The organism is Cognatazoarcus halotolerans (assembly GCF_009800965.1).
Classification (GTDB): Bacteria; Pseudomonadota; Gammaproteobacteria; order Burkholderiales; family Rhodocyclaceae; genus Cognatazoarcus; species Cognatazoarcus halotolerans.
Genome location: NZ_WUAF01000003.1, coordinates 94,598 through 114,880, shown reverse-complemented (window position 1 = coordinate 114,880; position 20,283 = coordinate 94,598). Strand labels below are relative to the sequence as shown.

General features: G+C 64.5%; 13 protein-coding genes. 6 read left to right on the top strand and 7 right to left on the bottom strand.

What is annotated here, in order from left to right; translation table 11 throughout:
• Positions 1-11: 11 nt before the first annotated feature.
• Positions 12-2,336 (bottom strand): hydantoinase B/oxoprolinase family protein, encoded by a 2,325-nt coding sequence (locus GQB03_RS05455; protein ID WP_159685741.1) that lies wholly within the window; start codon positions 2,334-2,336, stop codon positions 12-14.
• 11 nt (positions 2,337-2,347) lie between these two features.
• Positions 2,348-4,495, bottom strand: coding sequence for a hydantoinase/oxoprolinase family protein (locus tag GQB03_RS05450; protein ID WP_159685738.1), 2,148 nt, complete (start codon positions 4,493-4,495; stop codon positions 2,348-2,350).
• 402 nt (positions 4,496-4,897) lie between these two features.
• Between GQB03_RS05450 and GQB03_RS05445 the strand changes: the two genes are divergently transcribed.
• A complete protein-coding gene (locus GQB03_RS05445; RefSeq protein ID WP_159685735.1) occupies positions 4,898-6,898 on the top strand; it encodes a sigma-54-dependent Fis family transcriptional regulator in 2,001 nt (666 codons plus the stop codon).
• Between the two features lie 76 nt (positions 6,899-6,974).
• Here GQB03_RS05445 and purU read toward each other — a convergent pair whose 3' ends face one another.
• The 3 genes from purU to GQB03_RS05430 all read right to left on the bottom strand — a co-directional run bounded on the left by purU (position 6,975) and on the right by GQB03_RS05430 (position 10,157).
• Positions 6,975-7,850: a formyltetrahydrofolate deformylase gene (gene purU, locus GQB03_RS05440; protein WP_159686254.1), complete on the bottom strand. Its 876-nt coding sequence runs from the start codon at positions 7,848-7,850 to the stop codon at positions 6,975-6,977.
• A 62-nt stretch (positions 7,851-7,912) separates the two neighbouring features.
• Entirely contained in the window at positions 7,913-8,521 is a 609-nt protein-coding gene (thrH, locus tag GQB03_RS05435; RefSeq protein ID WP_159685732.1) for a bifunctional phosphoserine phosphatase/homoserine phosphotransferase ThrH, read from the bottom strand.
• A gap of 103 nt (positions 8,522-8,624) precedes the next feature.
• Positions 8,625-10,157 (bottom strand): sigma 54-interacting transcriptional regulator, encoded by a 1,533-nt coding sequence (locus tag GQB03_RS05430; RefSeq protein ID WP_159685729.1) that lies wholly within the window; start codon positions 10,155-10,157, stop codon positions 8,625-8,627.
• Positions 10,158-10,413: 256 nt separating this feature from the next.
• Here GQB03_RS05430 and GQB03_RS05425 point away from each other — a divergent pair, with 256 nt between their 5' ends.
• From GQB03_RS05425 to ggt, 5 genes are all read left to right on the top strand, one after another.
• On the top strand, positions 10,414-11,667 hold the full coding sequence (locus GQB03_RS05425; RefSeq protein WP_159685726.1) for a D-amino acid dehydrogenase: 1,254 nt from the start codon (positions 10,414-10,416) through the stop codon (positions 11,665-11,667).
• Positions 11,668-11,695: 28 nt separating this feature from the next.
• Positions 11,696-12,076, top strand: a complete 381-nt coding sequence (locus tag GQB03_RS05420; RefSeq protein ID WP_159685723.1) for a RidA family protein — start codon at positions 11,696-11,698, stop codon at positions 12,074-12,076.
• A gap of 36 nt (positions 12,077-12,112) precedes the next feature.
• Complete coding sequence (locus GQB03_RS05415; RefSeq protein WP_159685721.1) at positions 12,113-13,546, top strand: alanine/glycine:cation symporter family protein; 1,434 nt, start codon at positions 12,113-12,115, stop codon at positions 13,544-13,546.
• Positions 13,547-13,736: 190 nt separating this feature from the next.
• Positions 13,737-14,171 carry a DsrE family protein gene (locus GQB03_RS05410; RefSeq protein ID WP_159685718.1) on the top strand — a complete coding sequence of 145 codons (435 nt, stop codon included), beginning with the start codon at positions 13,737-13,739 and terminating at the stop codon, positions 14,169-14,171.
• A gap of 8 nt (positions 14,172-14,179) precedes the next feature.
• A complete protein-coding gene (ggt, locus tag GQB03_RS05405) occupies positions 14,180-16,012 on the top strand; it encodes a gamma-glutamyltransferase (RefSeq protein WP_200832118.1) in 1,833 nt (610 codons plus the stop codon).
• A 45-nt stretch (positions 16,013-16,057) separates the two neighbouring features.
• Here the strand turns inward: ggt and GQB03_RS05400 are convergent, their stop codons facing one another.
• Together GQB03_RS05400 and GQB03_RS05395 are read right to left on the bottom strand one after the other, a co-directional pair.
• Positions 16,058-17,986 carry a sensor histidine kinase gene (locus GQB03_RS05400; RefSeq protein WP_159685715.1) on the bottom strand — a complete coding sequence of 643 codons (1,929 nt, stop codon included), beginning with the start codon at positions 17,984-17,986 and terminating at the stop codon, positions 16,058-16,060.
• Between the two features lie 2 nt (positions 17,987-17,988).
• Entirely contained in the window at positions 17,989-20,253 is a 2,265-nt protein-coding gene (locus GQB03_RS05395) for a two-component system response regulator (RefSeq protein ID WP_159685713.1), read from the bottom strand.
• Positions 20,254-20,283 lie beyond the last annotated feature (30 nt).

Genomic DNA, 20,283 nt, shown 5'->3' with positions numbered 1-20,283 from the left:
TTGGATGGAGGTCACTCTTCGACCTGGACAACGGTCGTGACGTCGGGCATCAGCGAGAGATCCATGCGGTGCTTGGAACCGTAGGTCGGCACGCCAAGGTCTTCTTCCAGCAACTGCCAGTCAGCGGGCAGGTTCCAGAAGGCCTTGAACTCCTTGGTGAATTTCTCCGACAGCGCGAAGCTGGTGGCGAACATGTGCTGGACCTGCACCGATGCGTGCTTGTTGATGATGCGTTCGCGCTCTTCCTTCATCCACTCGCGGGTCGGAAGGGCACGGGCCAGGCGCTCCTTGCGCATTTCGGCGCGGCGAGCCTTGGTCTTGGCCTCATCGACAGTGAACACGCCCTTGGCATCCTGGCTGAACACCGCGCCGTAGACCTTCTGCGCATACTCCGGCAGCAGGAATTTCTGGTTGAGGTCCTTCTCGATGGCCTTGGGCTCGCGATCGATCGGATCGCCGAAGCCCGGGCCGCCACGCAGGTAGTTCAGGTACAGGTCGTGGTTGTCATAGCAGTCCTCGGTGGTGACGCACTGCTTGTCGCGCTTGACCACGGCGGTAGCATCGAGGTGACGCTCGTAGTCCGGCTCCGACGGGTCGATGTCACCGCCCAGGGGCAGGGAGTCACCGATGGCGATGCGATGCTCGAGACCGGTCTTGTGCGCCTCGAAGCGATAGCCGGTGGCCGAAGGATAGCCGCCCATCATGCCCCAGTCGCTGTTCATGAAGCCGTTGCCCATGAAGAACATCGTCCAGTCCTGGGCATTCCACACCATGCGCAGCGTCTCGAAACCGCAACCCCCGCGGTACTTGCCGTAGCCACCAGAGTTGGCCTTGACGTTGCGACCCAGATAGAGGAGCGGCTCGGCCATTTCCCAGATCTCGATATCGCCCATGTCGCCTTCGGGGTTCCAGATCGCAGCGGCATGGTTGAGGCCGTCCTTGACCGCACAGGCACCGGTGCCACAGCTGGAAGCTTCGAAACTGTTCACCGCGTGAATCTCGCCATCCTGGTTGATACCGCCACCCTGCAGCCAGTTGGAAGTATTGGCGTTGCCGGCATTGACCTCCTCGAGGTAGCCGCGGCTGAAGTAGGACTGGCCGAGGCCGCGCCACAGTGCGGCCCAGCCCGAGACCAGGAAGTGCCAGGCATAGGCATGGCCGGTGCGGCGGTCGTCCGGGTTGCACCAGGTGCCCTTGGGCAGATGGAACTCGGTGGCGTAGTAGGCGCCATCGTTGATGCGCTGGGTCGGCACCAGAGTCTGGCACATCATCACCCAGATACCCGAGGTGAAGGCCACCTGGTGGGCATTGAAGGTGTGCCAGCCCCAGCGGCTCGCACCTTCGAAGTCGAGGCGCCACTTGCCGTCCGGCTTGATGGTCATCTCGCAGGGCGAGTGCATGATCGAGTCGAGCTTGGCGAAGGCGTTGGAAACCTGCACGTCCTCATGCTTGTAGGGCACATCGACGAAGGACACCTTGCGGTACTTGCCCGGCAGAGTCATCGCCTTGATGCGGCTCATCAGGCCACGGCGGCCCTCCTCGATCACTTCGTGCGAGAACTTCTCGTAGGCTTCGAGGCCATCGGCACGGATCACGTCCTCGACCAGCTCGCGGATCATGTGGCAGCCGGCGATACGGGTCTTCTCGTCGAGGATCCAGTACTTGGGCGTACGCACCGAACGCTGCGACTCGTGCAGCCAGTCGCGCAGCGGCTCGTCGTTCACGCCGGTCTTGCGGCAGGTCACCATGTAGCCGTCGCCGAAGCGCTGGGTCTGGCCGGTGGACATCGAGCCCGGGGTGACCGCGCCGGTGTCGATCACGTGGGTGACGCCGCCGACCCAGCCGATCAGCTTGCCTTCCCAGAAGATCGGCACGATGGTGGCGATGTCGCAGGGGTGCACGTTGCCGATGGCGCAGTCATTGGTGGTGAACATGTCACCGGGGTTGATGGTCGGGTTCGCCTCCCAGTTGTTCTCGATCATGTACTTGATCGCCGCACCCATGGTGCCGACGTGGATGATGATCCCCGTCGAAGTCAGGACGCAGTCGCCGGCGGCGTTGTACAGCGTGAAGCAGAGCTCGCCTTCCTGCTCGACGATCGGGCTGGCCGCGATCTTCTTGGCGGTTTCCCGTGCGTGCACCAGGCCACCGCGCAGCTTGGAGAACAGTTTCTCGTAACCGATCGGATCGCTGTCACGCAGCTCGAGCTTTTCCAGACCGTCGTAGTAGCCGGTCTCCTTGGTACGGGCAATGATTGCATCGCGGTTCTGCTTGAGGGTCAGGCCGTTCCTGAGCAGGTTGCCGATGCCGATTTCCTTCTGGCTCATCATGTTCATGTCTTGTCTCCTCACTTGACTTCTTTGAGATGGAACAGGCGATGCTTGTCGATGGTCGTCTCGAAGCCGTCCGGCACGACGAAGGTCGTAGCGTCGGATTCGATGATCGCGGGGCCGACGATGTGGTTGCCGGCCTTGAGCGATTCCATCTTCCACAGCGTTGCTTCCACCCACTTCTTGTGGCGATAGAACGGACGGGTACCGAGGTAGGCTTCCTTCGGCGGGGTCGGACCGGCATCCGGATCCTCCGGCAGCACCGGCTTCTGGGTCACCACCATGCCGCGCAGGATCGCGCCGGTAATCGAGAAGCCGAGCTCCGGCGAACGCGCGGAATTGGCATAGACGCGGCCGTAGGTGGTCTCGAAGGTCTCGATGATCCGGTTCCAGTCGTCAGCGGTCGCAGCGGTAGAAACGGGCGAGACGATCTCGAGGTCGTTGAGCTGGCCCATGTACTGCATCTTGTAGCCTGGGATCAGCATCACGTCTTCGGCCTTGTAGCCGTTGATCACGAACTCTTCGATGACCTTCACCGCCAGCTCGCTCCAGGCTTCCTGCAGGCTGACGCAGGCCGCGGCCTTCTCTTCATCGCTGGCAAACTGCGCGACCCCGAGGTCGACCGATTTGTCGTAGCGGTACTCGAAATCGGCGCAGGCGCAGCCGAAGGCGGAGAAACCGGCCGCCCAGGCAGGCACCACGACATCCTTGAAACCCACGCCTTCGGTGTAGCCGTAGGTATGGACCGGGCCGGCGCCGCCGTAGGAGAAGCAGGTGAACTCGGCCGGGTTGTAGCCCTTGGCGCTGATGTTGGCGCGCAGGTATTCCGACAGGGTGAGGTCGAGCAGCTCGATGACGCCGGCTGCCGCGTCTTCGACCGACAGGCCGAGCGGATCGGCGATCTGCGCCTTGATGTGATCGCGGGCGCGCTGCACGTCGAGCTTGATCGCACCGCCGAGGAAGTTCTCGGGGTTGAGGTAGCCCAGCACGACGTGGCAGTCCGACACCGAAACCGTGTCGAGTCCGCTGTCCGGCCAGCAGGTGCCGACGCGGTAACCGGCACTGTCCGGACCGAGCTTGATCGACTTGCTGTACGGATCGAGACGCACGAAGCTGCCGGCACCGGCACCCACCGAATCCATCGCCACCAGCGGCAGCGAAAGCACCAGGCGGGCCATGTCCGGATCGGATTTGATCGCGAAATTGCCCTTGGTGATCAGCGCCACGTCGAAGCTGGTGCCGCCGATGTCGGAGCAGGCAATGTTTTCGTCGCCGAGGTATTCACCGAGCAACTTGGAACCGATCACGCCGCCGATCGGGCCGGAGACGATGGTGCGGGCGAGTTCCTTGGCCTTCCAGCTGATCGTGCCACCGTGCGTGGCCATCACCCGCAGGTCGAACTTGGCACCGTGCTTCTTGAAGCGGTCGCTCACCTTCTTGAGCGTCTGGCGCGACGGCTCGGCACCATAGGCTTCGAGAATGGTGGTGTTCATGCGGTGGCTTTCCTTGCGCGACGGGTAGTAATCCACCGACGCAAAGACCGGAATGTCCACCTTGAGCTTCTGCAGCTCATCGATCGCGAGATCACGGGCGCGCTGCTCGCTGGCCTCGTTCTTGTGGGACTGCAGCAGGCAGATCACGATCGCCTGCGAACCCACCTCCACCAGTTCGCGTACCGCCTGGCGCACTTCTTCCTCGCGCAGCGGAATCACGACCTTGCCCTGCACGTCGGTGCGCTCGGTGACGCCGCGGGTACGCGACACCGGCACCAGCGGCTCGTCGTAGCGGTGGGTGTTGAGGTGGATACGGTCTTCCAGCGCATAGCCGAGGTAGCTCTGCAGGGCGCGACCCATGGAATGGATCTGTTCGAAGCCGCGATTGCAGATCAGACCGACATCGAGACCCTTGCGCATGAGGATGCGGTTGAGCATGGCGGTGCCGGAATAGACACAGGTCGCCAGCTCCGGGTAGACGTCGTCCACCGTGCGGTTCCAGTGGGCCAGCGCATCTTCGGATGAATTGAAGATCGCCAGGGATTCATCCCCCGGATTGCTCTGTGCCTTGCCCACCACGAAGCGCCCGTCGGCGCGAACAAAGAAGGTGTCAGTCATCGTGCCACCGGCATCGATGCCCATCACCTGTACGGTTGAGTCCTGGACTTGCATGTCGCCTCCTGTCATTGGTGTGTTGGACCTTGAGTCCTGTCCGCCCCCCGCGACTGCGGGCCGGCAGGCCGTCTCAAGCGACCGGGTTATCCCCGGTGGCCAATACCGCAAGCGGCGTTCCAGTTCGGGCCGGCGATGCAAAATCGAGCGACAATCGCAAATTGAATCAACGTCTTAAAATTTTTTATCGGGTTGGAATCGCAATCTCCGACAAGCTGTCGAACTGTCTGGAGTCTGGACAAATGTGTCCGGGTGTCCGGAATCCGGACACTTCCAAAGCCTCATGCTGCATCGCACAAGCCATTGATCTTAAAAGCCTTTTGTTGACGTCACGGCACAAAGGCATTAGTTTTCCCCGATTCGGAATCCCCATTCCCGCTACAGGGCCATACCAGGCGCAACATGCATCACTCCCACCCGCTGATCCCCCAGACCGGTAACGAAAAGGCGGTTGCCGAATCCTGGGAGCGGTTCGTACACAACGATCCGCTCGTCGGGGCACCGGTGCGCGAGGTCGTCCTGGAGTCGTGGCGGCGCTGCCGCACCGAGGCAGTCGACCCCACCCGCAGCAGTGCGCCGGCCGCGGACGACGACGGTGTCAAGCTGCTGCAGGAAAAGCATCGACAGCTGCAGGAGGCTGCGCGTCCGGTCTTGATCAGCCTGCAGGAGGTCCTGCGGGAATCGGGCAGCATCATCATGCTCACCGACCCCGGCGGCACGATCATCGACCTCCACGGCGATTCGCGGACACGCCATGCCGGCGAGCGCGTGAATCTGGCGCGGGGCGGACGCTGGGACGAGAACGTGATGGGCACCAATGCGATCGGCACCGCAATCGCCGCATTCGGGCCAGTGCAGATCTACGCCAGCGAACACTACTGCCTGGACGTCAAGCGCTGGACCTGTGCCGCGGCGCCAATTCTCGACCCCACCGGCAGCACACTGCTCGGCGTGATCGACGTCTCGGGCGTGAAGGACACCTTCCACGGTCACAGCCTCGGTCTGGTCATCGCCGCAGCCAAGCAGATCAAGGCAATGTTCGCGAGTCGCGAACGCGACCTTCGCGCCCGTCTGCTCGAGCAATCGATGGACTGCTTCGTGCGCTACAGCAACGACTGCGTGATGCTCTTCGATCCGCGTGGTCGTTTGCTCAAAAGCAATGGGCGGCTCCAGGAGGCGCGCGAGCAGCATGGCGTGCAGGTCCCGCTGACCGCCACGGGGCAGCTCGAAGCGCTGGATCTGGAGTTACCCGCGGGCGAACGCGCGATCCGGATGCCGCGCTGGCTGCGCGGCGAATGGGTCCATGTCGTGGGCTCGACGAGCGGTGCCTACGGCAGCATCGTCGTGGTCCCGCTGCATCACGCGAGCAGCAATCCGCCGCTCGCCACGCGCCTGGAGACGTCACCCCGCCGGACCGCCACCCCGGACGATGACCCCTTTGCCGAAATCATCGGATCGTCGGAAGCGCTGCTGGCCGCGAAATCCCGCGCACGCCGCCTCGCCCAGCTCGACCTACCGGTCATGCTGCTCGGCGAGACCGGCGTCGGCAAGGAGGTCTTCGCGCGCGCCATCCACAAGGCCGGCGAGAAACCGGAGGCGCCGTTCGTTGCGGTCAATTGCGGTGCCCTGACCCGCGAACTGCTTGCCAGCGAGCTGTTCGGCTACGTCGAAGGCGCCTTCACCGGCGCGCGCCGCCACGGCCTGCCGGGCAAGTTCGAGCTGGCCGACCAGGGGACCCTGTTCCTTGACGAAATCGGCGAACTGCCGCTCGACATGCAGCCGCACCTGCTGCGCGTCCTGCAGGACGGGATCGTGGTACGCATGGGCGATACGCGCGAGCGCCATGTGACGGTCCGCATCATCGCCGCCACCAACCGCGACCTGCGCGGTGAAGTGAGCGCAGGACGCTTCCGCGAAGACCTGTTCCACCGGCTCTGCGTGACCACCGTCCGCCTGCCGGCACTGCGCGAGCGACCGGACGACATCACGCGCATCGTGGACCATCTCAACGAGCGGCTGGCCTGCAAGTACGGCTGCCCGACAAAGGCGCTCACGGCGGAGGTGAGGCAGGCATTTCTGCATTACCACTGGCCGGGCAACGTCCGTGAACTGCAGAACGTCTTCGAAGGCGTATTTGCGCTCAGCGACAGCGGCATGATCGACCATGCGCTGCTGCCCGACGAGTTGCGTTCAAGCGCACAGGCGGAGATTGCGGCGGCGCCTGCCGCAATGAGCGGCACGCGCCTCGAAGACCTCGAGCAGCAGGCCATCCTCGCCGCGATCTCGAATGCCCAGGGCAACATCTCGCGGGCGGCGAGAACGCTGGGCATCTCGCGCAGCACGCTGTACGTCAAGCTCGCGGCCCTGCGCGGGCGGGTGGAAAAGAGCGCCCCGCGACACTGAGCCGGAATCGGGCCGCCTGCGCAAGCGCATCGGGCAAAGACCGGGACGGCGCTTCCCGGCGATCAGCGAGAGGCGCTCAGCGGAACACCACCGTCTTGTTGCCATGCACCAGCACCCGGTCCTCGAGGTGGTAACGCAGACCACGGGCCAGCACTGCCTTTTCGATGTCCTTGCCGTAGCGGACCATGTCCTCCACCGAGTCGGAGTGGTCGATGCGGATCACGTCCTGCTCGATGATCGGCCCCTGGTCGAGATCGGCGGTCACGTAGTGGCAGGTGGCACCGATCAGCTTGACGCCCTTGGCGTAGGCCTGGTGGTAGGGCTTGGCGCCGACGAAACTCGGCAGAAAGCTGTGATGGATGTTGATGATGCGGCCGGGGTAGCCGGCGCACAGCTCGGGCGAGAGAATCTGCATGTAGCGCGCCAGCACCATGGTATCGCCGCGCACTTCGTCGAAGATCCGCTGCACCTCGGCGTAGGCCCGCGCCTTGTTGTCCGGCGTGACCGGTACGTGATGGAAGGGGATACCGTGCCACTCCACGAAACCACGGAAGGTATCGTGGTTGGAGATCACGCAGGGAATCTCGATGTCGAGTTCTTTCGACTGCCAGCGCGCCAACAGGTCGTAGAGGCAGTGTTCCTGTTTCGAGACCAGCACCACCACCCGCTTCTTGACCGCGCTGTCGGTGATCTTCCAGTCCATCTCGAGTTCCGCCGCAATCGGCGCGAAGCGCTCGCGGAACTCGGTGAGCATGAAGGGCAGTGAGTCGGCACGGATCTCGATGCGCATGAAATAGCGACCACGATGTTCGGCGTCCACTGCCGGCTCCGCATGGAGTGCGGTTTCGAGAATCCAGCCCCGGTGCTCCGCGATGAAACCCGACACTCTGGCGACGATGCCGGTGCGGTCGGGACAGGAGGCGGACAGGGTGTAGAAACGTTCGCGGTGCATGATCTGGTTGCTTTCCATGAGGGGGGCCGACGGGCGGGGCGCCGGATCGCGCCCCGGAAACATCACTGTCGGGCGAAGGCGCGGTCGATCTCGACCCGCAGGGCGTCATAGTCGCGGGTAACGGGATACTGCGGGAACTCGCGCACCACGTTCTCGGGCGGGCGATACAGGATGCCGCCATGCGCTTCGCCGAGCATCGCGGTGTCGTTGTAGGAGTCGCCAGCCGCCACCACGGTGAAATTGAGCTCCTTGAAACGCTTGACCGCTTCGCGCTTCTGGTCGGGCATGCGCAGGTGGTAATTGACCAGCACCCCGTTCTCGTCGGCCTCGAGGCTGTGGCAGAACAGGGTCGGCAGACCCAGTTGCAGCATCAGCGGCTTGGCAAACTCGTAGAAGGTGTCGGAGAGGATGATCACCTGGTAGCTCTCGCGCAGCGCATCGAGGAAGGTCCGCGCCCCCGGCATCGGCCCCATGCTTGCGATCACCGCCTGGATATCCGGCAATCCAAGCTTGTTGCGGGCAAGGATGTCGAGCCGGTATTTCATCAGGGTGTCGTAATTCGGCTCGTCACGAGTGGTGCGACGCAGTTCGGAAATGCCGGTGCGTTCGGCAAATTCGATCCAGATTTCGGGAACGAGAACCCCTTCGAGGTCGAGACAGACGATCTGCACGGCAATTTTCCTGTGGCAGCTTGGACAAGCCGCGAATTCTACCAGTCTGTCGATGTGCCACGGTATCGCACACTGCACGGACGGGAATGCACGGGGAAGGCCCTCAGCCGCGCCCTATTCCGTATTTGCGCAGCCGCATGGCAATCGCCGAATGCGAGGTCGCCAGGCGCCGGGCGAGCAGTCGGGTAGATGGGAACTCGAGATAGAGCCGCGAAAGCAGTGCCTTTTCGAAGCCCGCCACCGCCGCTTCGAGCGAGTCGGCACCGAGCATCGACTCGGGCCCGCCGGAAGCCGCACCGGCCAGTTCCAGCGCCGGTGCATCGATCACTGGCGTCTCCGCCATCGTCACCGCCCTGAAAATCACGTTCTGCAATTGACGCACGTTGCCCGGCCACGGGTTGGTCAGCAGGGCCGCGGAGGCCGCACCGGTGAGCCGTGCCACCGGCTGACCGGCCTGGGCGCAGGCGCGCGCCACGAAATGCCGCGCCAGCGGAAGGATGTCGTCGGGTCGCGCCCGCAGCGGTGGTACATCGAGATGCAGCACATTGAGCCGGAACAGCAGATCCTGCCGGAACGCCCCCTCGGCCACCATCTTTTCGAGCTGGCGGTGGGTGGCGCTGATGATGCGCACGTCCACCCCGATCTCGCGGTCGCCTCCGACCCGGCGGAAGCGGCCATCATTGAGAAATCGCAGCAGCTTGGCCTGCAGGTAGGGCGACATCTCGCCGATCTCGTCGAGGAACACGGTGCCCCCGTCGGCCAGTTCCAGCAGGCCGGGCTTGCCGCTGCGCAGCGCCCCGGAGAAGGCGCCCGGTGCATAACCGAAGAGCTCGCTTTCCGCCAGGTTCTCGGGCACTGCCGCGCAGTTGAGCGCAAAGAAGGGTTCGCCATTGCGCGAACTCGCGGTGTGGCAGGCGTGGGCAATGAGTTCCTTGCCGGTACCGGTCTCGCCGGTGATCAGCAATGGCGCATCGACCGCGGCCATGCGCGCAGCGCGCTGCTTGAGTTGCTGCAGCGGCGGCGACTCGCCGAGGATTGCCTCGAAGCCGCCCGCATCGAAATTCTGCAGTGCGCTCAGACGCTCGCCGAGCCGATGCGGCGCGTGCAATGTGGCCACCGCCCCGACCGCCCGACCATCCTGTTCGGCAAGCGGCACCGTTTCCAGCAGGAAGGATTCGCCTCCGAGCTCCACTTCGCAGGGCGGCAGGTGGTAGCCGCTGTCGGCGAGCCGCTCTGCAAGACCGCTTGAAGCCAGCAAGCTGTCGATCGGCTGCCCGACCAGCGACGCACCGCTGACACCGGCCGCGGCCTCCGCCGCCCCGTTCGCAACCTGCACCACGCCCTGATGATCGACCGCCAGCACCGGGTCGGCCAGCGCACGCATCAGGGCATCGAGATACAGCCGCCGCCGCACGCCCGGCAGCATCGCCAGTTCGGTGACGGCCTGCACCCCATCCACTGCACGCAAGGCCTGCTGCAATATTCGAAAGCCGGACTCGGAGAGATCGGGGACATCGATGTAGATGTGGGGCGGATCGACCTCCACCGCGACGACATTGAGCGCGCGGACCGCGAGCACCGAGAGAATCTCCTGGGCAATGCCGACACGGTCGGTGAAATGGACGTCGATCCTCATACGCCATGTATCCTTTTCGATACGTCGCAATGAATTCGTTACAAAAATATAACTGATTGTTTTAATTAAGACAATTGATTTATTCGCCGTTCGAGACGGATCATCTGTATCGATTTCGCTACAACGGCCATACGCCACAGCCCATGAAAATTCAACAACACCTTGTTTTTTAAGCACATTTCCAGACTGGCACCGTAATTGCGTAATACGCTTCAGCCAGGCCATCCCGAGTCTGGATCGACCGTGAGGAAAAGCGATGCAGGTTCTGGTACTCGGCAGCGGGGTAATCGGCGTTTCGATGGCCTACTACCTGGCCCGCGCAGGTCACGAGGTCACGGTGGTGGATCGGCAGGCCGCGCCGGCCATGGAAACCAGCTTCGCCAATGCCGGCGAAGTCTCTCCCGGCTACTCGGCCCCCTGGGCGGGCCCCGGCGTACCGCTGAAGGCGATCAAGTGGATGCTGATGCATCACAGCCCGCTGGTGATCAAGCCGATGCTCGACCCGGCGATGTGGCGCTGGGGCATGTCGATGCTGGCCAACTGTACCGAGGCGCGCTACCGGATCAACAAGAGCCGCATGGTGCGCCTCGCCGAATACAGCCGCGACTGCCTCAAGGCGCTGCGCGCCGAGACCGGCATCGCCTACGACGAGCGCAGCCAGGGCACGCTGCAGCTGTTCCGCACCCAGAAGCAGCTCGACGGGGTCGGCAAGGACGTCGAGATCCTGCAGCAATACGGTGTGCCCTTCCAGGTACTCGACCGCTCCGGCTATCTCGAGCACGAGCCGGCACTGGCGCTGGTCAAGGAGAAATTCGTCGGCGCGCTGCGCCTGCCCGGCGACGAAACCGGCGACTGCTTCAAATACACCCGGAATCTCGCAAAGATGGCCGAGGCGCTCGGCGTGAAATTCCGTTTCGGGGTCAATATCAGCAGCATCGAGCGAAGCGGCACCGAAATCACCGGCGTCAGCACCGACCGAGGGCTGCTCACTGCCGACCGCTACATCCTCGCACTGGGCAGCTACTCGCCGCTGCTCGCCAAGCCACTCGGCATCGATCTGCCAATCTATCCGGTCAAGGGCTTCTCGATCACCGTGCCGATCAGCCAGCCCGAGTTCGCCCCCGAATCGACCATCATGGACGAAACCCACAAGGTAGCGGTCACCCGTCTGGGCGATCGCATCCGCGTCGGTGGCACCGCCCAGCTGTCGGGCTACGATCTGCGCCTCGACACGTCCCGGCGCAAGACCCTGGAATTCGTGGTCAGCGACCTGTTCCCGCGCGGCGGTGACGTCGCCAAGGCGGAATTCTGGACCGGCCTGCGGCCGATGACGCCGGACGGCACGCCGATCATCGGCGCCAGCCCCTTCACCAATCTCTACCTCAGCACCGGTCACGGCACGCTGGGGTGGACCATGGCCGCCGGTACCGGTCGCGTGATGGCCGATCTGATCAGCGGCAAGACGCCCGAAATCGACATGGAGGGCCTGACCCTGGCCCGCTATCGCTAACCCCCAAGACCATCGGAGAGAACCACACATGAAGATCGTTTCAACCCCCACCGCACCGCAGGCAATCGGGCCCTACTCACAGGCCATGGTTACCGGAGGCATGATTTTCACTTCCGGGCAGATCCCCCTGCGTGCCGACGGCAGCAAGCTCAAGGGCGACATCGCTGCCCAGACCGAACAGGTCTTCGATAACCTCTCCGCGATCCTCGAGAGCCAGGGCAGCAGCCTCGGCAAGGTCGTCAAGGTCACCGTGTTCATGACCGACCTCGGCGAGTTCGCGGCCATGAACACCGTCTTTGCACGACGTTTCGGCGAACACCGTCCGGCCCGCTCTACTGTCCAGGTCGCGGCCCTTCCGACCGGCGCACGCGTCGAGATCGAAGCCATTGCACTCGTCACCCCCACCTGACCGCCCAAAGGCCCAAGAATCCAAGGGAGCAAGAAAATGAACGAATTCGTCAGCATGCTCAACGGCATCATCTGGAGCCCGGCCCTGATCTACCTGTGCCTGGGCACCGGCCTGTACTTCTCGATCCGCACCCGCTTCATGCAGGTGCGTGGCTTTGGCGAGATGATCCGCCTGATGTTCTCCGGCAAGAGCTCCGAGTCGGGCGTCTCGTCCTTCCAGGCGCTGGCCATGTCACTGTCCGGACGGGTCGGCACCGGCAACATCGCCGGCGTGGCCACCGCCATCACCTTCGGCGGCCCCGGCGCGGTGTTCTGGATGTGGATGGTGGCCTTCCTGGGCGCCTCCACCGCCTATGTCGAATCGACCCTCGCCCAGATCTACAAGGAGCGCGACGACGACGGCATGTACCGCGGCGGCCCGGCCTACTACATCGAGAAATGCATGGGCCAGAAGTGGTATGCCTGGATCTTCGCGGTCGCCACGGTGATCGCCACCGGCCTCCTGCTGCCCGGCGTGCAGGCCAACAGCATCGCTTCGGGGCTGGCCAACGCCTGGGGGGTCGATACCGCGGTGAGCGCCGCCTGCATCGTCATCCTGCTCGGCTTCATCATCTTCGGCGGGGTCAAGCGCATCGCGCTGTTCGCCGAGATCGTGGTGCCCTTCATGGCGCTCGCCTACATCCTCGTGGCGCTGGTGATCGTGCTGCTGAACATCGATCACCTGCCCTCGATGATCGCGCTGATCTTCAAGAGCGCCTTCGGCCTGGAGGCCGGTTTCGGGGCGGTGCTGGGCATGGCGGTGCAGTGGGGTGTCAAGCGCGGGGTCTATTCGAACGAGGCCGGCCAGGGTACCGGCCCGCATCCGGCCGCCGCCGCCGAGGTCTCGCACCCGGCCAAGCAGGGTTATGTGCAGGCCTTCTCGGTGTATATCGACACCCTCTTCGTGTGTTCGGCCACCGCCTTCATGCTGCTCTCGACCGGCATGTACAACGTCAAGGCACCTGACGGCTCGATGCTCGCCAACGGTCTGCCCGGCGTCGAGGCCGGCGCGGGCTACACCCAGGCGGCGGTCGAATCGGTGCTGCCCGGCTTCGGCTCGACCTTCGTCGCACTGGCGCTGTTCTTCTTCGCCTTCACCACCATCGTCGCCTACTACTACATGGCCGAGACCAACATCGCCTACATCAACCGCAAGGTGCACCGCCCCTGGCTGTCCTTCGTGCTCAAGATCGGCATCATGGCCGCGGTCACCTACGGCTCGGTCAAGAGCGCGGGCGCGGCCTGGGACCTCGGTGACGTCGGCGTCGGCCTGATGGCTTGGCTCAACATCATCGCCATCCTCATCATCCAGAAACCCGCCCTGCTCGCCCTCAAGGACTACGAGGCGCAGAAGAAGGCCGGCAAGGACCCCACCTTCAACCCCGAAAAGCTCGGCATCAAGAACGCCGCCTTCTGGGCCGAACGCAACTGAGGGCACATCACCGGCCTTGCCGGCGCAAACCGGCACGTCCCCGGACCGCCCCGAGCGGTCCTTCGTGTTGCGAAATTCTCAGCGCTCAATCAATCTAGGCGACCGGGTGTGCAGACAAGGTGGGTGCTTCCGATACCGGACGCCCGCCGCCCGGCCAGAAAAATCGAACGACGTCATCGCGGAGACACTCATGACGATCCCGTTTCCAGGCCTTCGGATTCGTGTACTGCCGGCCTTGCTGGCAGTCTTTCTCGCCGCCCCGCTTGCCCACGCGGCCGACAGACCCGGCGTGGTCATCCAGGTAAGCGACAACGACCCCGCAAAGTGGAACCTGGCACTCAACAATGCCAACAACCTGATCAGCGCACTGGGCGGGCCCGACAAGGTCGAGGTGGAGATCGTGGCCTACGGCCCCGGACTCGCAATGCTCAAGGACGATTCGGTGGTGGGCGAGCGTCTTGGCGACGCGAGCAGCCACGGTATCGCCCTGTCGGCGTGCAGCAACACCATGCGCGCCCAGCATGTCACCGAAGCCGAACTGCATGCCGGCGTCAGGACGGTCAGCGCCGGCGTACTGGAGATCATGCAGCGCCAGCGCGAAGGCTGGTCCTACATCCGGCCCTGAGAGCGAGGATGTTGGCCATCGAACGCCTCCTGCTCCGCACCGGGCTCGCCATAGCGGCAGCGCTGCTAGGCGCCTGCAGCGCGATCGTCCCGACCACGCCGCCCGCGGGTTTCATCGCACCCGAACACCCCTCCGGCTGGCAGGACCGACAGATCAGCTTTGCCCCCCGTGACATGGTCGCCGCAGCCAACCCGCTGGCTGTCGACGCAGGCGTCGGGATACTTGCTGCGGGCGGCACTGCGGTCGACGCGGCGATCGCGGTGCAAATGGTACTGACCCTGGTGGAGCCGCAATCCTCGGGGATCGGTGGCGGCGCCTTCATGCTCCATTTCGATGCCGACGGCCGGCAGCTGGCGAGCTACGACGGCCGTGAAACGGCCCCCGCGGCCGCCACCGCAGCGTTGTTCTCGGACGCGAGCGGCAAGCCAATGCCGTTCAGACAGGCGGTCATTGGTGGCCGCTCCGTAGGGGTGCCCGGGGTGCTGCGCATGCTCGAGCTCGCCCATCGGGAACACGGCCGGCTGCCCTGGGCACGACTCTTCGAGCCGGCGATCACGCTTGCCACGCAAGGCTTTCCGGTCTCGCCACGCCTGCATGCGCTGATCGCGGCCAATGCCGCAGAGCTTGCCGGCCAGCCCGACGCAGCGCGCTATTTCCTGACACCCGACAGCCAGCCGCTAGCGGTCGGCGCACCGCTCCGCAACCCCGCCCTGGCCGACACCCTGCGGCGCATCGCAAGAGGCGGTGCAGACGCGCTCTACCACGGCGATATCGCCGCCGACATCGTCGCCGCGGTACGTGGGCACCACGACAATCCGGGGCTGCTCAGCGCCGCGGACCTGGCCGGCTACCGGGCGATCAAGCGTATGCCTGTGTGTTTCGAGTATCGCGCGGCCTATCACATCTGCGGCATGGGCATGCCGAGTTCGGGCGCGGCGACGATGGGCATGAGCCTGGGCATGCTCGAGCATTTCGACCTCGCCGCGATGCAGGCCGACTCCGCCGACACGGTGCACCTGATCTCCGAAATCTATCGGCTCGCCTACGCGGACCGTGCCCGTTACATGGCCGACAGCGATTTCGTCGATGTGCCGCTCGCCGGCCTGCTCGACCCCGCGTATCTCGCCCGTCGCGCAAGCCTGATCCGCATGGACCGCTCGATGGGCACGCCCGAGGCTGGCCAGCCGCCCGGCGCGAGCACCGCACGCGGCACCGACTACAGCCAGCCGCTGCCCTCGACCAGCCATATCTCGATCGTCGACCGCGACGGCAACGCGGTGTCGATGACCACCTCCATCGAATCGGCCTTCGGCAGCTTCCAGATGGCGCGCGGCTTCCTGCTCAACAACCAGCTCACCGATTTTTCCTTCCGCGCCAGCGACGATCAGGGGCGGTTGGTCGCAAACCGCGTCGAGGCCGGCAAGCGACCGCGCAGCTCGATGTCGCCGACCATGGTCTTCAACCGCAACGGTGAACTCGAGGCAATCATCGGTTCGCCCGGCGGCAGCACCATCATCCAGTTCGTGACGCGCAGCCTCACCGGGCTGATCGACTGGCACCTCGACATCCAGCAAGCCATCGATCTGCCGCATTTCGGCGCCCAGACCAGCGCGGTGACCTACCTCGAGAAGAACACCCGGCTCGAGGCGCTCAAGCCTGAACTCGAACGCCGCGGCCACACGGTGCGGTTCATGGATCTCACCAGCGGGCTGCACGGGATCGTTTTCAACGGCCGGCGTGAAGACGGACGGGGCGGGCTGTTCGCCCACGACCCCGGCCGCGGCCGGTGGGCCGGCGGCGCGGACCCGCGTCGCGAAGGCAGCGCAGCGGGCACCCCCTGAGCTGCCGACGCGCGCTGCATTTCCGCTGTTGACCGGATTGCCGTTTCAGCCACTCGACAGCGCGCCGCCGCCTGGTGTGGAGTTCCCGGATTCTGCGTCCGGCCCCGGTGCCACGCATGGAAACCGGACCTCGAAAGTCGTCCCGCTACTCTCGCCGCTGGTCGCGATATCGATGCACCCGCCCAGCACATCGACCGCCAGCTTGTGGCAGATATGCAACCCCAGTCCGGTTCCGCCACGGTTTCGTCCTGTGGTGTAGAAGGGATCCCAGACCCGTTCGGCGTCCTCGCGCGGAATCCCGCAGCCATCATCACGCACCCATAGCCTTATCCACGAACCATCGCGCCGCGCGCCGATCTCGATATGGCCGACGCGGCCCTGCGGGAAGGCATGCATCACTGCGTTCTGCACCAGATTCTGGACGATCTGGCCGAGCGGACCCGGATAACCGTCGATCTGGAGGCCGGGCTCGATCGCACATTCGACCGAATGCGGCGTGCGTTTCAGCGCCCCGCCCATCAAGGTCACCACGTCGTCGACCAGCTGCGCGAGGTCGAAGCGTTCCCGCGACACCGAGGCACGCTCGGTGGCGACCTGCTTGAAGAGCTTGATGAGATGGGCTGCACGCTGCAGATTCGCCTCAAGAAGGGAAAGCGCCTCGGCATGATCACCATCGAATTGCGCCAGATCCGAGCGACGCAGGCCCGCTGCGCAGGCCTGGCGGAAAGCATCGAGCTGCTCCTTGAGCACACCGCCAGCCATCATCGCTGCGCCAATCGGCGTATTCAGCTCGTGCGCCACACCGGCCACCATGAGACCGAGCGAGGAGAGCCGCTCGCTGCGGACCAGTTCGTCCCGGGAGGCCTTGAGCAGATCGCCCGCCTCGGCCAACTCGACGTCCTGACGCGCCAGATCATCGACCATGCCCGACATGCGGAAACGCGCGCGGGCAAGCGCGAGGGTGAGCACCGTAACGACCATGATCACCGAGCCACCCAGCAGCCAGAAGGTCTGGGCGGAGCGTACACGAATCGCTTCCAGCCTGGCCTCGGGAATGAAACCGACCACGTACAGTGTGGGGGAGATCAACGATTTCTCGCCCTCGCGTGCAACGAACACCAGGGATGTCCACAGCCCTGATGACAGTTCGAACTGGGCGGTGTCTTCGCCCCCGGAAACAATCCGCTGCCACTCGTGCGGATGACGAACAGGCATGCGGCGTGCGGAATCTCCCCGGGCAAACGCCATTTCGTCGGCCGCATCCGGCGAGTGAAGCCAGTAGCCGGCGTCGTCCAACAAGCTCAGGGTCTGCCGATCGGTGAGGCGAAATCGCGCCAGCAAGGACGTTGCATCCAGGTTCAGGATCACCATCCCGCCGGGTCCCATTGCATCACCCGAGACACGCGCGATGATCCTGAGCGTCGGCTCGATGGGAAACACCACGCGCCCATGCTCGATGTTCGCATCGAGCCGCGAAACATAGGCCTGGCCGGTCTTCAGCGCCTGGCCGGCGACACAATAGTCGCGACCGGATTTGTCCTGCAGAGCCTCGGGCGGCGTGCGGACAAGTTCCGCCCCCTTACGGTCGACGCGCACGATCTCGCGGCATGCGTTGTCGAGAAAACGTGCCTGCGAGTAATCCGGGAAGGTTCCGAGAAACTGCACCATGAAACCCGCCACCGCGTCACGCCAGCCAACGGCGCCGGGGTCGGGACCGAGGTCGTGTACGACACGTGACAGGAGGCGGATGTCATGACTGAGCTGATCGACAGTCCGGTGCAGACCACGCATGGCCCCGCGCACCTTGATCGCCTCTGCTTCGCGGATCGGCGTCAGTTCGGCATCGACACGGGCACCGTGCAGCAGGACCGCAATCACCGGCACCAGAATCCACCAGGGCAGCAGGTAGAGCAACGCCCTTTTCGCGTGGCGCCGGAAGCCGCCGTTTCGCCCCCCCTTTTCGGGCGCCACCATGGCTAGGTGCCCGGACTCCGCCCTGCCGTTCGCGCATACGCAATGAACGCGTCGAGCCCCATCGGTCTGCCGAAATGCCATCCCTGCGCAATATGACAGCCCTGCCCGCGCAGCCACTCCGCCTGGGCCTGAGTCTCCACGCCTTCGGCGATCAGCGATGCGCCGAGACGCCGACCGAATTCGATGATCAGCCGGGCAATCTGCCTGCTGCGCTCGTCGCTCTCGAGACCGGAAACAAAGGCACGATCGATCTTCAGGTGGTCCATCGGCAGTCTGAGCAAATATTCGAGCGATGACATCCCGGTGCCGAAATCATCAATCGCCACCTTGCCGCCGCCATCGCGGTACTGCTGAAGGGCACTCGCCACGCGGTCGAAGGACCCCATGACCGCGGTTTCAGTGACCTCGATGCCGAGGCTGCCCGGAGCCACGCCATGTTCGCGGCAGATCGCCTGAATATCGTCCACGAGGCCCGGTATCTCGAACTGTCGCGCCGAGATATTGACACCAAGCACGGGAAGATCGACGCCGGCCTCGGCGAGTGCACACAGGCCGCGGCAGGCCTCGCGCACAACGAACTCGCCGATGGCATGAATCAGCGAGGATTCTTCGGCGATCGGGATGAATTCCGCGGGTGAAATCTCGCGCCCGCACCGCGACCAGCGCAACAGGGCCTCGGCACCGGCCAGCCGCCCCGTCGCAAGCGCCACCTGTGGCTGGAACACCAGGCGCAATTCCCCGGCGGCGATCGCCCCTGCAAGTTCGGACGCCCGCTCGAAGCGCTTGGCGGCCATCTGCTCGAACGCGGGATCGTACGCGAGGGCTACGCCGGTACCCCGGCGTTTGGCCGCCCTCAGGCCGCTGCGCGCGGCGCGCAGCAACTCCGCGCCGTCGCCATCGGTGGCGTCGAGATCGATCTGTGTCGCGCAGGCACTTACGCGAAGCGTTGTCCCGCCGAGCCTGAACGGCTGGGACAGCGCCTCCAGTGCGCGCTCCATGGTGACCGCTTCCGCATCGCCGACCACGGCGAAAAGGTCGGCACTCAAGCGAGCAAGAAATACCGGGGGTGGGAACGCCTGCTGCAGTGGCCCCCGTACCGCCTTGAGGAGTTCGTTTCCGACGCTGACCCCGAACGCATCATTGAGGCCCCCGAAGTTGTCCAGGTCGATAAGCACCAGACGCGCCCCGCGCCCCAGCGCACTGATGCGCAGGCGTTCAATCTCGCGGATCGCGGCACTGCGATTGGGAATGCCGAGCAGTTCATCCTCGAAGGCGAGCCGGTCAAGCCGGCCGATCAGCGCCAGGTTGCCGAAGCCCTTGGAGACATTGGCCATGAAGACCCTCAGCAACTCGATCTCGTCACGCGCGAGCGAGCGGGGCGTCTGGACATAGACCACATATTCGGCAAGCGCCTGCTGGGCGGGGAAGTAGATGACCTGCGCATCGCTTCGCTCGATCGACGCATGCGCGCGAAAGGCCTGCATGATCAGATCGCGAATGGATGCCTCGCCAATGTGCGACAGCGGACGGTCGATCCAGTCAGCCTGCGAACCCGCGGCCCCGATCACGATCGGCTCACGCTCGCCGGCCAAGGCACCGGTTCGATTCGAGCGCTCGTCCGCGGCACCGGCACAGACGATCCCTTCCGGCGAAATCCTGAGCAGGCCTGCGATCTCCACCAGCATGCCGTGGGCGAGTTCGCCGATGCCGCGCGCGCAGGAGAGGCGATTGCTGGATTCGAGGATCAATTGCAGGCCGCGCCGCGCGGCACTCAGGGTACATAGGTCGCGATACCCACGCACCGCTGCCACGAGCACGTTCTTGATCCCACGGTGGGCAAGATCGCTCTTCAGACAGTAGTCCGAAATGTCATAGTCCACCATCACGTTTTCGATCGGTGCAAAACCGGGCTGACCGGTGAGCAGGACGATTCGCGTCTCCGCAAAACCGAGCATTTCACGCACGCCCTTGACCAGTCGCAAGCCGGCATCGTCGGTCTCCATGACGACGTCGGCAAGAATCACCGCGATATCCCGCTCGCGGGCCAGCACGCGTGCCGCCTCTGCAAGACTTCCCGCCTGAAGCAACTCGACCGGGCGGTCGAAGATCGTGAAATCGCGAAGCGCGAGCGCCGTCGCTCGCTGGAACAACTCGTCGTCATCGACTGCCAGCACACGCCATGCAGGCCCTGCCGATACGCCGGCATTCGGCTCCTCGGGCAGGAATCCGACGTATTCGTCGCCTGCACCCGACAATTGGGACGACATGTTTGCACTCCTGCACACGCCCGACAAAAG

Coding starts and splice junctions, on each gene's coding strand:
- GQB03_RS05445 (WP_159685735.1), top strand. CDS start 4,898: ATGCATCACTCCCACCCGCTGATCCCCCAGACCGGTAACGAAAAGGCG.
- GQB03_RS05450 (WP_159685738.1), bottom strand. CDS start 4,495: ATGCAAGTCCAGGACTCAACCGTACAGGTGATGGGCATCGATGCCGGT.
- GQB03_RS05400 (WP_159685715.1), bottom strand. CDS start 17,986: ATGGTGGCGCCCGAAAAGGGGGGGCGAAACGGCGGCTTCCGGCGCCAC.
- ggt (WP_200832118.1), top strand. CDS start 14,180: ATGTTGGCCATCGAACGCCTCCTGCTCCGCACCGGGCTCGCCATAGCG.
- GQB03_RS05410 (WP_159685718.1), top strand. CDS start 13,737: ATGACGATCCCGTTTCCAGGCCTTCGGATTCGTGTACTGCCGGCCTTG.
- GQB03_RS05420 (WP_159685723.1), top strand. CDS start 11,696: ATGAAGATCGTTTCAACCCCCACCGCACCGCAGGCAATCGGGCCCTAC.
- GQB03_RS05415 (WP_159685721.1), top strand. CDS start 12,113: ATGAACGAATTCGTCAGCATGCTCAACGGCATCATCTGGAGCCCGGCC.
- GQB03_RS05430 (WP_159685729.1), bottom strand. CDS start 10,157: ATGAGGATCGACGTCCATTTCACCGACCGTGTCGGCATTGCCCAGGAG.
- GQB03_RS05395 (WP_159685713.1), bottom strand. CDS start 20,253: ATGTCGTCCCAATTGTCGGGTGCAGGCGACGAATACGTCGGATTCCTG.
- GQB03_RS05425 (WP_159685726.1), top strand. CDS start 10,414: ATGCAGGTTCTGGTACTCGGCAGCGGGGTAATCGGCGTTTCGATGGCC.
- GQB03_RS05455 (WP_159685741.1), bottom strand. CDS start 2,336: ATGAACATGATGAGCCAGAAGGAAATCGGCATCGGCAACCTGCTCAGG.
- purU (WP_159686254.1), bottom strand. CDS start 7,850: ATGCACCGCGAACGTTTCTACACCCTGTCCGCCTCCTGTCCCGACCGC.